Origin of the sequence: Bacillus sp. RIT 809 (assembly GCF_016892495.1) — a bacterium.
Taxonomy (GTDB): Bacteria; Bacillota; Bacilli; order Bacillales; family Bacillaceae_G; genus Bacillus_A; species Bacillus_A cereus_U.
In genome coordinates this window covers 89,586-101,975 of record NZ_JAFEMR010000004.1, presented here as the reverse complement: position 1 = coordinate 101,975, position 12,390 = coordinate 89,586, and the positions used below count along the sequence as shown (strand labels likewise).

Below are 12,390 nucleotides of genomic sequence, written 5' to 3'. Positions count from 1 at the left end.
GAAACTATAATCAGTGGGGGTTTTGTTCATCCCCCACTGATTATTAGCCTTCACCAATCGGGCGTTTACGGGCAGTTTATCTCCCACCTAACTTCTTTGCTCCAGCCGAATTTTGAGGTGGGAGTTTTACTGCCCGGCAAATAGCGGGATAAAATTAGTTTTCTCTTTTTATTATAAATGATATAGAGATAATTAACTAAATATACATCAGACATTTCAACATAAAAAAACCTCCCTTTTAGGAAGGCTCCTCTATATTTTTAAACAAACTCACCAATAACGCTTTTTGCGCGTGCAGTCGATTACCAGCTTGCTCAAAAACGATAGACTGTGGCCCATCTATAATCTCTCCAGTTACTTCTTCTTCACGATGAGCAGGCAAACAGTGCAGGAAACGATATGTTTGCTTTGCATGTATAACAAGCTCTTTATTTACTTGGAAAGGCTGGAATAAAGTATATTTCTCTGCTTCTCCTTCTTGGCCCATACTCATCCAAACGTCAGTATAAATAAAATCCGCTCCACTTACCGCTAATTCAGGATTATGCAAAATCTCAATTTCAGCCCCTGTTTCATCTGCAATCGCTAACGCTTTTTTAACAATTTCTTCATTCGGTTCATACCCTATGGGAGTCGCAACAGTCATATTCATTCCGACTTTTGCACTTGCTAGCAATAGTGAATGACATACATTATTTCCATCACCTACGTAAGCTAATGTAATTCCTTTAAACGTATGAACTTCTTCATATATCGTCATTAAATCTGCCAATGCTTGGCAAGGGTGATGATCATCAGTTAAACCGTTAATAACTGGGATACTGGACTCTTTTGCAAGCTCTTCTACATCTGCATGCGAGAATGTACGTATCATAATTCCATCAATATAATGAGATAGTACTTTCGCAGTATCTGAAACCGTTTCTCCTCTGCCAATTTGCATCTCTTTTCCACTTAAAAACATTCCATGTCCGCCGAGCTGTACCATCCCTGCTTCAAAAGAAACGCGAGTACGAGTTGAATGTTTATCAAAAATGAGACCTAATATTTTCCCTTGTAATAAAGGCTCCTGCTTGTTCTTTTTTAAATATATAGCGAACTCAATTAAAGAAATGATTTCTTCTTGCGTCAATTCTTCTAACGTTAAAAGATCTTTCGTATTTAATTTCGGTACTTGTACAGTTGACATGAAATTTCCCCCTTATATTATTGATGCATTTTTTGTACAAACCACTTCTTTTATCATATATACTGCCTGTTCTAGCTCTTCATTCGTTACAATAAGTGGTGGTAATAGTCTTATAACATTAGGTCCTGCTTGTAATACGAGAAGTCCTGCTTTTTCTAGTTGTTCTATGAAATTTGCAACCTCATGCTTACATTCGATTCCAATCATAAGTCCCTTACCACGAATATTTTGAACACATTCAACGTGTCGTAATTCTTCTTGCAATTTCTTTAATACGTACTCGCCCTTTTCCTGTACCTCTTTAAAAAACGATTGTTCCTTAATGCATTGCAATACTTCTTTCGCTGCAGTCATAGCGATATAATTCCCACCGAAAGTTGAACCGTGTGACCCTGCAGTAAAAGAAGAACCTAGTTCTTTCCGGCCAATCATCGCTCCAACTGGAATACCATTCCCAAGCGCCTTTGCGATGGTAACGATATCAGGCTCTATTCCCATTTGCTCATAAGCGAATAGTGTTCCTGTTCTGCCTATTCCAGTTTGTATTTCATCTATAATAAAAAGAGCATTGTACTCATTACATAGTTTTTCAATTCCCTTCAAAAAGGATGGATCAGCTAATATTACTCCTCCTTCTCCTTGAACAACTTCTACCATTACCGCCGCAACTTCTTCATTCATTACTTCCTCTAATGCTTGTATATCGTTAAATGGTGTATGTAAAAAAGACGGAAGTAATGGACCGAACCCTTCTTTCACTTTATCTTGCCCTGTTGCACTCATCGTTCCAAATGTTCTCCCGTGGAAAGATTGCTCACATGTTACTACGAGAGATTTTCCAGTATGCTTACGTGCTAGCTTTAAAGCCGCTTCATTTGCCTCCGCCCCGCTATTACAAAAAAATACATAATCTAATGCTGTATCTTCTGTTAATAACGATGCGACCTCTTCTTGTAAGGAGTTCGTAAACAAGTTAGATATATGCCATATGTTTCCAAGTTGCTTTTCTACTGCCTTTACAACAGTAGGATGACAATGTCCTAAGTTACATACGCCAATCCCCGACGTAAAATCTAAGTATTGCGTACCATTTTTATCAATGACTGTTGTTCCATTCCCCTTTACAAACTCAATAGTTCTCCTGCCATACGTTTGAAAAAGATGGCTTGTCATAGAATACTCACTCCTTTCGTTACCGTAGTTCCAACACACTCTCCTGTAACCTCAGTAAAATCCTTTGTACCATTTACGATACTAGCCTTTTTCACTCCCATTTTTAACGATGTAAGTGCCGCCTGTACTTTCGGAATCATTCCACCTGTAATGACACCTTGTTCTATAAAAGTAAGAATTTCATATTCATCCGTTTTCTTTACCAATCTTCCTTCGTGTAATACTCCATCTACGTCCGTTATAAAAATGAGTTCTTTTGCGGATAGTGCGGCTGCAATTCCAGCTGCAGCGGTATCTGCATTTATGTTATAAACCTCATTACCATTTATCCCAATTGGGGCAATGACAGGAATATAATTCATATCTATCACCCCTTTCAATAGGGCTGTTTCTACATAACTTACTTCTCCTACATATCCTATCGCTTCGCCAACAGGTTGAACTTGAAGTAAATTACCGTCACATCCTGAAAGCCCCACCGCAAGTAAATCATGTTTTTGTAAATTCATTACGAATTTTTTATTCGTACTTCCGCATAGCACCATTTGAACAACATCCATAACCTCTTTCGGCGTTACTCTTAATCCATCTTTCTTTTCTATCTCGATATTAGAGTCTTCTAACTTGGCATCAATTTCTGGGCCACCGCCATGGACAATAACAACCTTATACTTATTTTGCAATTTCTTTATACAATCAAAAAAGACACTATTTAATCGATTCAACATGCTACCGCCACATTTAACTACAATATAATCACTCATCTTCTCTCTCCTTATGTACGATAACAAGCATTTATTTTCACATATTCATAACTTAAGTCGCAGCCCCAAGCTGATCCCGTTTCATCTCCTAAATGTAAACACACATTAATTTTTATTTCATGTTCTTGTAATTTCTTTGTCATTTCCTCTTCAGAAAACATTTGAGGCTCACTATTTTTTAATACGGCGATAGATTGAAGAGTGATATCAATTGTATTTGGGTTAATAGTTACTTCACTCTGTCCAATACTACTAATAATTCGTCCCCAATTTGGGTCCTCACCGTATATCGCTGTTTTCACAAGACTGGAACCGACTATTTGTTTTGCAATTTTCTTTGCTTCTTCATTTGTTCTAGCCCCTAACACGTTTACTTCTATTAACTTCGTAGCACCTTCACCATCTTGTGCAATTTTTTTCGCTAAATCTTCACATACCTTTTGTAAAGCAACTACGAAAGTTTCCCAGTCTTCATGTTCCATATTCATCGTTTTCGTTTCTGATAATCCACTTGCCATAGCGATGACCATATCATTTGTAGACGTATCTCCGTCCACCGTAATTTGATTAAACGTATGATTCGTAATTTGTGATAATGCTGTTTGCAATACTTCATGCTCTATATTGGCGTCTGTTGTAATAAAACTAAGCATCGTTGCCATATTCGGTTTGATCATCCCTGAGCCTTTTGCGACCCCAGCAATGATCACTGCTTCCCCATCAATTATCATCTCATAGCAAGTTTCTTTCGTTATAAGATCTGTCGTTAAAATTGCTTCACAAAAAGAATAAGCTTCACTTACTTCCTTTGTTGGCACAAGAGATTCAATTCCCTTTCGAATGATATCCATCGGTAAAGGTACTCCAATTACACCTGTTGAAGCGACTGCGACGTACTTTTCTTTTACTCCAAAGTGTTCCGCTCCTAATGTTCGCATCTCATAAGCATCTTGCAATCCTTTCATCCCCGTACAAGCATTTGCATTGCCGCTATTTACAACAATTGCTTGTAATTTCCCTTCTGCTGCTATGCTATCCTTCGTTACTTGCAACGGCGCTGCTTGTATTTGATTTGTTGTATACACAGCGGCACATGATGCTGGCACCTCACAAACGATTGCACCCATATCCTTTTTCACCTTTTTCAGACCATTTGCAGTACCGATTGCCAAAAAGCCTTTTGGTGTGACAATTGAACCATTTGCTAATTTTGTAATAGACGATGCTTTAATCATAATTTCCCCCTTATGGATAAAGCGGCATATGCTGTAAACCCGTTGTCTCTTCTAGTCCCGCTAATAAATTTGCATTTTGAACTGCTTGCCCTGCCGCACCTTTCATCATATTGTCTATAACAGAAACGACCGTAACTCTTTCTGTTCTTTCATCGTAAGCTATCCCAATATCACAATAATTTGAGCCCCTTACTTCTTTCGGACTTGGAAATTCTCCTTGCGAGCGAACTCGAACGAAAGCTGAGTATTCATACGTTTCTTCATACAACTTTTGAAGTTGCTCTATTTTCATTTCCTCTTTCACTTTCGCATAAAGTGTAATCATAATCCCTCGTGATATCGGTATTAAATGTGTACTAAACGTGATTGGCTTCGTTTCACGATTCCACTCTGCAAGCATTTGCTCAATCTCAGGAACGTGCTGATGCTGATTAACTTTATAAATGTGTAAGTTATCGTATAGCTCAGGAAAGTGAGTCATTGTTGTTGGCGTTTTGCCCGCTCCAGATACTCCTGATTTCGCATCAATAATAATCGAAGCTTCTTCAATCATGCCGCTACGTACTAACGGCGCTACCGCTAATAATGCAGCTGTAGCAAAACATCCTGGGTTTGCAATTAAATTTGCATTTTGGATCTCAGGCCTTTTCCATTCACTTAATCCATATACCGCTTTCCTAAGAAGTTCTTCCTGTGCAGCTGGCCTTTTATACCACAATTCATATGACGAGGGATCTATCATACGAAAGTCTCCAGATAGGTCAATTACTTTTAAACCTACTGCCAATAATTTTGGTGTTAACTCTGCCGATACTCCCGCCGGGGTTGCTAAAAATACAATTTCAGCTTCCTTCTCTATTTTCTCCGCATCAATTTCTTGTAACGTATGGACAAGAACATTTCGAAAATGCGGGTATACATTTGTTATAAATTCACCAACTTGTGAAAAAGAATGGAGAGATGCTATCGAAAAATATGGATGTTGCTCTAATAACCGAATTAACTCAATACCTCCATATCCAGTTGCTCCAATAATTGCGACTTTCATAAGCTCCTCCTCATATCTATTCTTTAAATTAAGTTTGATTATAATGTTGCATAATTATAAAGTCAATTAAATATTTATAATTTTAAAAAACTTCAAAATATTAACTTTGCTACAAAAGCAATATATACAAGTGGATTTTTATGCAAAAATAGTGCATAGTAGCATTTTCATTTCACTTCAAGTACAATAAAACAATACATGTATACATACAGGCGGGGAAAAACATGAATAAAAAATTAATTGAGAAAATGATTATAAAAAGTTTTCGGCAATATCAATGTAATCCTGTTTCAAAAGAGGATCAGGAAATGCTAATTAAACATATTCAAATAATAATTCATTCAAATACTGAAATTGATGTATACGAGGCTGTTGAGGATATCGTTTACGATTATGTGACTGGAAAATAAAAAATAGGAGATTTCCATATGGAAATCTCCTATTTTTTACTTAATGATTTGCCTGCAACGCGTTCAAATAAACCTGGGAATAATGCGTAGAGCTTTGGCCCCATTCCCATCCACTTCGGCAAGTTTACTTCACGTTTTTTCGTTTGCATCGCCTTTACGATTTGTTCTGCTACATATGTTGGTTTTAACATGTAACGTCCCATATTTTTCACATATGTACCTGATTGATCGGCTATTTCAAAAAAGTTCGTTTCTATCGGTCCTGGGTTAATTGCTGTTACATATACATTTGTGTTAGATAACTCCATACGTAAACTATTCGTAAATCCTAATACAGCGTGTTTTGTTGCTGCATAAGCACTCGACTTCGGAGTTGCAATTTTTCCAGCCAATGAAGCAATATTAATAATTTGTCCTTCGTTCCTTTTTACCATATTAGGTAATACCGCTTTCGTACAAGCTACTAATCCAAATACATTTACTTGAAACATATCCTTTACTTCATCCATTGACGCATCTTCAAACGTTTTAAAAATACCAAACCCAGCATTATTTACCAATATATCAATACGTCCTACTTCTTGTAATACCTTTGAAAAAACAGATTGTACTTTCGTTTCTTCACTTACATCTAATACATAGTAATAGCAAGGCGTATTATAAGTTTCTTTAATTTTGTCTGCTAATGCTTGTAGCTTCTCTTCTGTTCGAGCCATTAATACCGGCGTCGCCCCTTGCTCTGCAACCTGCATTGCAACTTGCTCTCCAATTCCACTAGAAGCACCTGTAATGACGATTACTTTTTCTTGTAAACGTCCCGTCATTGCTGTCACCTACTTTGCATAATAAATCAATTGTTGTGAAGATTCATCAATCATCACTTGTTGATTATATGCTAAAAAGTCTAATTGTCCAACAGTTTCTGAGATAGTAAGTGGCAATTGCTCTTTATATAATACCGGAAATAGTTTTACACATACTTCAAATGCTGTCATTGGCTTTTCCTTTAATAGTTCAAGCACTTTAAACGCACGTGTCTCTTGCTTTTGTAATCTTGTTTCAATAAGTTGTTTCATATTCAGAACATCTTCCCCATGCCCTGATAAAATACGTGAAATATTCATTTCACTTAAACGTTTTAACGTTTGATTGTACTGCAATAAAGGACGCGCTCTTTCTGTTTGCCCTTCATATGGTGGTTCTAATATTGGATTTGAAGAAATATGACTAATGAGAGCATCCCCACCAATTAATATTCCATCAGATTCTCTATATAATGAAATATGAGTGGAAGCATGCCCCGGGGTTTCAATCACTGTAAATCCAGGTAACGAATCTATACGATCTCCCTCTCTCACGGTATGTGTTAACGACCTATTACAAGAATATTTAAGTGTCTTCGTCGTCAATAACGCCTCACCAGTCAGAAATGCTGCTGGAACGCCGAACTGCAAGGCTGTCTCTTTAAAAAATTCATGATACCTCTTTAAAAATTCAGCATTCTGTGTAATCCACGGTTCATTCCAAGGATGTCCGATAATCTTTACTTTTTCAGAAAATGTATTTAAAAGTCCGCAATGATCCGCATGGTGATGCGTAATCACTACCGTTTCAATATCTTCTATCTTATACCCTAATGCACCTAATTGACTTTCTAGTGCCTTCTTTGCTTCTTCTGTATTTGTCCCTGTATCAATTAACGTTAATGTTTCTCCCTCAACTAAAAACACATTCACTGTCTCAACTGCAAATGGAACAGGAATCTCCATTCGATGAATCGCCGTCATGCTTAGCCCCCCCTGTCTTTTTCCGGTTCAAAATGAATACCTCTTCAGTTTACAACTTCCCTATAAATTTGTCATTATTTTCAGATAAAAAGAGGTGTTTTCCATAAAAAAACGAATGTATGTACATTTATAAGCATTTCTAACCAAATTCAAAGGAGGCACATCATGTCTATGCAAAACATTTCCTTTCTCGGTGCAGGCTCTATTGCCGAAGCAATTATTGGTGGTTTATTAAACGCAAATGTTGTTAAGGGAGAAAATGTCACTGTAAGTAATCGTTCTAACGAGACAAGATTACAGGAGTTACATAAAAAATACGGTGTCAAAGGCACACATAATAAAAAGGAATTACTTGCTGATGCAAATATTCTTTTTCTAGCGATGAAGCCAAAAGATGTCGCAGAAGCGATTATTCCTCTTAAAGAATACATAAATAATGACTTGCTTATTATTTCGTTATTAGCAGGTGTTTCTACTCATTCAATTAGAAACCTACTTCAAAAAGACGTTCCGATTATTCGTGCAATGCCAAATACATCTGCGGCCATTTTAAAATCCGCTACTGCTATCTCACCTTCAGAACACACAACGGAGGAACATATTCGCATTGCTACATCGTTATTTGAAACGATTGGTCTCGTCTCTGTTGTAGAAGAAGAAGATATGCATGCTGTCACTGCATTATCCGGAAGTGGACCAGCTTATATTTATTACGTGGTAGAGGCAATGGAAGAGGCAGCAAAAAAAATTGGTTTAAAAGAAGATGTTGCAAAATCACTTATTCTTCAGACGATGATTGGTGCTGCTGAAATGCTAAAAGCAAGCGAAAAACACCCTTCTATTTTACGAAAAGAAATTACTTCTCCTGGGGGAACAACTGAAGCAGGTATTGAAGTGTTACAGGAGCATGATTTTCAACAAGCATTAATTTCCTGTATTAAACAAGCAACGAAACGATCACACGATCTTGGAAAAACATTAGAAAAAATAGCAAAAGAAAAATAAAAAACGGAGCTCAACTTTATTTGAGCTCCGTTTTTTACTTTAATCATATGATATGCTTTTAGTTATTACTCTTACCAAAAATCTCTTCTTGCAGACGACGACCTGTTGGTGTTGCTGCAAGTCCACCTTCTGCTGTTTCACGAAGTGCTACTGGCATCGTTTGTCCAATTCTAAACATCGCCTCAATGACTTCATCACATGGAATTGTACTAGTTACACCAGCTAATGATAAATCAGCTGAAATCATGGCATTCGCAGCTCCTGCTGCATTACGTTTTACACAAGGTACTTCCACAAGCCCTGCAACAGGATCACATACTAAACCAAGCATATTCTTTAATGAAATCGCCATCGCTGTAGCTGCTTGATCTTGTGTTCCACCAGCCATCTCAACTGCTGCTGCTGCTGCCATTCCACTTGCTGAACCTACTTCAGCTTGGCAACCTCCTGCCGCGCCGGAAATACAAGCATTATTTGCAACAACCATACCGAAAGCTCCTGCTGTAAATAAAAATTCAATCATTTCTTCGCGTGTCGGCTGTAATTTTTCTTGCAGTGCAAAGAGTACACCTGGCACTGTTCCAGCAGATCCTGCTGTTGGTGTTGCACAAATGATTCCCATCGCCGCGTTTACTTCATTTGTTGCGACAGCTCTACTCACTGCGTCCAAAATTGTATCTCCAGATAAGCCTTTTCCACTCTTTAAATACGCTTGGACTTTCACAGCATCCCCGCCAGTTAAACCAGTCGGTGATTTTACACCACGAATACCTCGTTCTACTGCTTGCTCCATCACGACTAAGTTCTTTTCCATTCCAGCAATTACTTCTTCACGTGAGATACTTCTTGTTTTCATTTCACATTGAATCATAATTTCTGCGATTTTTACATTTTGCTCTTTAGCTTGCGCCACTAGTTCCGCTGCGTTCCGAAACATGGTGTGTCCCCCCTGCAATTAATCCATAATAGTTACTTGACAAATATTTTGTTGCCCATTTATTTCTGCGATTACTTCATCTGCTAATAATTCATCTGTTTCAATGACCATAAGCGCTCTTCTTCCTTTTTCTTTACGAGAAACACTCATTGTACTAATGTTAATCTCATGCTTAGCAAGGATCGAAGCTACAGCTGCGATAGCACCAAATCGATCGTTATTTACAATAAGTAGTGCTGGACTCGTGCCTGTTAATTGAAGATCGAATCCGTTTAATTCTACTACTTCAATTTTACCGCCACCAATTGAGCAAGCAACAACTTCAATTTCCTCTTCACCTTTATACAGACGAATTTTCGCTGTATTTGGATGCGGAGCATTTGCATCTTCTTCAATGAATTCCACTTCAATCCCGCGTTCTTTTGCAATATCTAACGCACTTGGAATACGTAAATCATCTGTTTCAAATCCTAGTATTCCACCGATTAGCGCTACATCCGTACCGTGACCACGGTATGTTTTTGCAAATGAACCATATAATGAAATGCTAACTCTCTCTGGCTCATGACGAAACAGCTGACGAGCAACTTGCCCCATTCTTGCCGCGCCTGCTGTATGTGAACTTGATGGGCCGATCATAACTGGACCAATAATATCAAACACTGAGCGATACTTCATCATAACTCCCCCTAAACCTCTATGAAAAAATTATTTTCTACTATTCTATTAAGCTGCCGAAACGGTTGCTTTTCCAGTCGTACCACGAATTTGTTCCGCTGTACGAATTGGATAGTTTTTGAATAACAATGAACCAATGTATCTTGAAATAATACCAGTTATAATAATAAATACGAAACTTAGCATTACCTTCATTTAAAAATGATATAAGATAATCCACAATAAAGTCTGGTAGCAATCCAAAGTTTAACACAGAACCCCTTACAAGCATAGCATAAACAAGTGAAACTCCCATTGCTTCCATACCTTTTGGTGCTTCAAAGCTAAAGAGCGAAAAAAGACTTAGTACAAATAATAGTAATATCCTTTTGTAATCTCCATGTTGCTCTCTCTCGGTTTAGTCAACTTCACTTGTTACGACAAATGGCTAAAACGCATGTAGCCTACAATAAATTATAATCTGCCCTCATTATAGCTTGTATTTTATAAAACGCTTACTTTTTTTGAATTTTAAAAGTTCTGAATAAAAACCCTTTTTCGCTATTTGTATCACTTGTATGTCGTCTGACTTATATAACAGTTTTTCTAAATAATCGGTATTGTGTATTTCCATCCTATATCTTCACATCATTAAAACTTTCTGTGTCATCCAATATAAAAATAAAATGATAACAGTTTTAGTAAAAAAAAATTTATTATAAATAAAAAAAAATGGCAAACGTATGTTACCATTTTTTGAATATCACTTTTCTACTGGAAATGATTTCAAATCCATCGCGATTTCTGTATTAGAAAATAACTCTCTTGCTTCTTTCAGCAATTCCTTATATGTATCTCCTTGATAACGAGAACTAATATGAGTCAATATTAATCGCTTTACATTTGCATTTAATGCAATACGCGCAGCTTGTTCTGTTGTTGAATGGAAATAGTCATGTGCTTGCTGTTCATCTTCTGCCGCAAAAGTCGCTTCATGAACAAGTACATCAGCATCTTGCGCAAGCTCTCTACTCGCTTCGCAATATCGTGTATCGCCTAAAATTGTAATAACCCTTCCTTTTTGAGGCGGGCCGATAAAATCTTTTCCATTTAACACTGTGCCATTCTCTAATTCAACTACTTCACCATCTTTTAAACGTTTAAAAACTGGACCAGGTTTCACACCCATTCCCAGCAACTTATCCACTAAAAGAGCTCCCTGTATATCTTTCTCTACAATTCGATATCCGAAACATTCGATTCCGTGTGATAACCTTTTTGTTTCTACACAGAATTCATTATCCTCAAACACAATACCTTCTTCCGTAATCTCAATGATTTCAAGTGGATATTTAACATGTGTCGTACTTACTAATAATGCTACTTCAATAAATTGTTTAATTCCTTTTGGGCCGTACACTGTTAACGGCGTCGTTCCTCCTTGAAAAGAACGGCTCCCTAATAAACCAGGCAAACCAAAAATATGATCTCCATGTAAATGAGTAATAAATATTTTTTCAATGCGTCTTGGGCGTACAGATGTATGTAAAATTTGATGCTGAGTCGCTTCACCACAGTCAAATAGCCACGTTTGCCCTCGTTCTTCTAACAATTGTAAGGCGATTGCTGAAACGTTCCTTCCTTTTGAAGGAACACCTGCACCAGTTCCTAAAAATACAAATTCCACTTTCTTTCCTCCAGCTCTTTATATAATCTATCTTTCATCTTACGGAATGTTATTTCAAATGGCAAATTGAATTTACATAGACAATCATCTAGACAACTATATAACACGAACGTTTAAATAAAAAACTCAACAATCGTTCGCTTTTTGTAGTAATATAACTATATCACATATAAAGGGAGCGTTTTATTATGAAAGAAGTATTTCGTTTACAAACTGATTTTTCATCTTCATTTGATCGCTGGGTAAGTTCTTTCGTTTCTGATCACCCAGCAAAACTAGAGTGGACGACTTTAAAAGAATTAATTCATGAATATACAACATCACATACAAATGAGACGTTACCAACATATATTTCTTCAGCTTTAACATATTACGCACAACGCGTTTCAACAACAAATAGCTCAGAGATTGTTATTTTTGAAAATCCTACAATCTCATAATCTATAATAAAAAGCACTGTAAACAGTGCTTTTTATTTATATCCATACTCGTTTGTTC

Annotated in this window: 14 protein-coding genes; 3 read left to right on the top strand and 11 right to left on the bottom strand. The window is 37.0% G+C overall.

Annotated elements, in window-relative coordinates:
- Nucleotides 1-238: 238 nt before the first annotated feature.
- The 5 genes from argF to argC are packed head-to-tail and all read right to left on the bottom strand — an operon-like array spanning nucleotide 239 to nucleotide 5,409.
- A complete protein-coding gene (gene argF / locus JTF23_RS06295) occupies nucleotides 239-1,189 on the bottom strand; it encodes an ornithine carbamoyltransferase (RefSeq protein WP_204208304.1) in 951 nt (316 codons plus the stop codon).
- A 12-nt stretch (nucleotides 1,190-1,201) separates the two neighbouring features.
- Nucleotides 1,202-2,362: an acetylornithine transaminase gene (locus JTF23_RS06290; RefSeq protein WP_204208303.1), complete on the bottom strand. Its 1,161-nt coding sequence runs from the start codon at nucleotides 2,360-2,362 to the stop codon at nucleotides 1,202-1,204.
- Nucleotides 2,359-3,126 (bottom strand): acetylglutamate kinase, encoded by a 768-nt coding sequence (gene argB / locus JTF23_RS06285; RefSeq protein ID WP_204208302.1) that lies wholly within the window; start codon nucleotides 3,124-3,126, stop codon nucleotides 2,359-2,361. Before argB ends, JTF23_RS06290 begins: the two co-directional genes overlap by 4 nt.
- 11 nt (nucleotides 3,127-3,137) lie before the next feature.
- Complete coding sequence (gene argJ, locus JTF23_RS06280) at nucleotides 3,138-4,361, bottom strand: bifunctional glutamate N-acetyltransferase/amino-acid acetyltransferase ArgJ (protein ID WP_204208301.1); 1,224 nt, start codon at nucleotides 4,359-4,361, stop codon at nucleotides 3,138-3,140.
- Nucleotides 4,362-4,371: 10 nt separating this feature from the next.
- Nucleotides 4,372-5,409, bottom strand: coding sequence for an N-acetyl-gamma-glutamyl-phosphate reductase (gene argC, locus JTF23_RS06275; protein ID WP_002066994.1), 1,038 nt, complete (start codon nucleotides 5,407-5,409; stop codon nucleotides 4,372-4,374).
- Nucleotides 5,410-5,633: 224 nt separating this feature from the next.
- Here argC and JTF23_RS06270 point away from each other — a divergent pair, with 224 nt between their 5' ends.
- Entirely contained in the window at nucleotides 5,634-5,819 is a 186-nt protein-coding gene (locus JTF23_RS06270) for a YqzH family protein (protein ID WP_204208300.1), read from the top strand.
- A gap of 29 nt (nucleotides 5,820-5,848) precedes the next feature.
- Here JTF23_RS06270 and JTF23_RS06265 read toward each other — a convergent pair whose 3' ends face one another.
- Together JTF23_RS06265 and JTF23_RS06260 are read right to left on the bottom strand one after the other, a co-directional pair.
- Nucleotides 5,849-6,643 (bottom strand): SDR family oxidoreductase, encoded by a 795-nt coding sequence (locus JTF23_RS06265; protein WP_204208299.1) that lies wholly within the window; start codon nucleotides 6,641-6,643, stop codon nucleotides 5,849-5,851.
- A gap of 9 nt (nucleotides 6,644-6,652) precedes the next feature.
- Nucleotides 6,653-7,606 carry an MBL fold metallo-hydrolase gene (locus tag JTF23_RS06260; protein WP_204208298.1) on the bottom strand — a complete coding sequence of 318 codons (954 nt, stop codon included), beginning with the start codon at nucleotides 7,604-7,606 and terminating at the stop codon, nucleotides 6,653-6,655.
- 165 nt (nucleotides 7,607-7,771) lie between these two features.
- On the opposite strand from JTF23_RS06260, the gene proI reads away from it, so the two are divergent.
- Nucleotides 7,772-8,611, top strand: coding sequence for a pyrroline-5-carboxylate reductase ProI (proI, locus tag JTF23_RS06255; protein WP_199659715.1), 840 nt, complete (start codon nucleotides 7,772-7,774; stop codon nucleotides 8,609-8,611).
- 58 nt (nucleotides 8,612-8,669) lie between these two features.
- Here proI and sdaAA read toward each other — a convergent pair whose 3' ends face one another.
- From sdaAA to rnz, 4 genes are all read right to left on the bottom strand, one after another.
- The gene (gene sdaAA / locus JTF23_RS06250; RefSeq protein ID WP_204208297.1) at nucleotides 8,670-9,548 is read right to left on the bottom strand and encodes an L-serine ammonia-lyase, iron-sulfur-dependent, subunit alpha; all 879 of its coding nucleotides are present in this window, start codon (nucleotides 9,546-9,548) and stop codon (nucleotides 8,670-8,672) included.
- Between the two features lie 18 nt (nucleotides 9,549-9,566).
- The gene (sdaAB, locus tag JTF23_RS06245; protein WP_002088527.1) at nucleotides 9,567-10,226 is read right to left on the bottom strand and encodes an L-serine ammonia-lyase, iron-sulfur-dependent subunit beta; all 660 of its coding nucleotides are present in this window, start codon (nucleotides 10,224-10,226) and stop codon (nucleotides 9,567-9,569) included.
- A 48-nt stretch (nucleotides 10,227-10,274) separates the two neighbouring features.
- A complete protein-coding gene (locus JTF23_RS27730) occupies nucleotides 10,275-10,412 on the bottom strand; it encodes a hypothetical protein (RefSeq protein WP_234813997.1) in 138 nt (45 codons plus the stop codon).
- Between the two features lie 556 nt (nucleotides 10,413-10,968).
- The gene (gene rnz, locus JTF23_RS06235) at nucleotides 10,969-11,892 is read right to left on the bottom strand and encodes a ribonuclease Z (protein WP_204208296.1); all 924 of its coding nucleotides are present in this window, start codon (nucleotides 11,890-11,892) and stop codon (nucleotides 10,969-10,971) included.
- A 188-nt stretch (nucleotides 11,893-12,080) separates the two neighbouring features.
- Between rnz and JTF23_RS06230 the strand changes: the two genes are divergently transcribed.
- Nucleotides 12,081-12,332 carry a DUF3932 family protein gene (locus JTF23_RS06230; RefSeq protein ID WP_204208295.1) on the top strand — a complete coding sequence of 84 codons (252 nt, stop codon included), beginning with the start codon at nucleotides 12,081-12,083 and terminating at the stop codon, nucleotides 12,330-12,332.
- Nucleotides 12,333-12,390: the final 58 nt, after the last annotated feature.

Coding starts and splice junctions, on each gene's coding strand:
- argJ (WP_204208301.1), bottom strand. CDS start 4,361: ATGATTAAAGCATCGTCTATTACAAAATTAGCAAATGGTTCAATTGTC.
- JTF23_RS06270 (WP_204208300.1), top strand. CDS start 5,634: ATGAATAAAAAATTAATTGAGAAAATGATTATAAAAAGTTTTCGGCAA.
- JTF23_RS27730 (WP_234813997.1), bottom strand. CDS start 10,412: ATGCTAAGTTTCGTATTTATTATTATAACTGGTATTATTTCAAGATAC.
- sdaAB (WP_002088527.1), bottom strand. CDS start 10,226: ATGAAGTATCGCTCAGTGTTTGATATTATTGGTCCAGTTATGATCGGC.
- JTF23_RS06260 (WP_204208298.1), bottom strand. CDS start 7,606: ATGACGGCGATTCATCGAATGGAGATTCCTGTTCCATTTGCAGTTGAG.
- JTF23_RS06290 (WP_204208303.1), bottom strand. CDS start 2,362: ATGACAAGCCATCTTTTTCAAACGTATGGCAGGAGAACTATTGAGTTT.
- argB (WP_204208302.1), bottom strand. CDS start 3,126: ATGAGTGATTATATTGTAGTTAAATGTGGCGGTAGCATGTTGAATCGA.
- argC (WP_002066994.1), bottom strand. CDS start 5,409: ATGAAAGTCGCAATTATTGGAGCAACTGGATATGGAGGTATTGAGTTA.
- argF (WP_204208304.1), bottom strand. CDS start 1,189: ATGTCAACTGTACAAGTACCGAAATTAAATACGAAAGATCTTTTAACG.
- JTF23_RS06230 (WP_204208295.1), top strand. CDS start 12,081: ATGAAAGAAGTATTTCGTTTACAAACTGATTTTTCATCTTCATTTGAT.
- sdaAA (WP_204208297.1), bottom strand. CDS start 9,548: ATGTTTCGGAACGCAGCGGAACTAGTGGCGCAAGCTAAAGAGCAAAAT.
- proI (WP_199659715.1), top strand. CDS start 7,772: ATGTCTATGCAAAACATTTCCTTTCTCGGTGCAGGCTCTATTGCCGAA.
- JTF23_RS06265 (WP_204208299.1), bottom strand. CDS start 6,643: ATGACGGGACGTTTACAAGAAAAAGTAATCGTCATTACAGGTGCTTCT.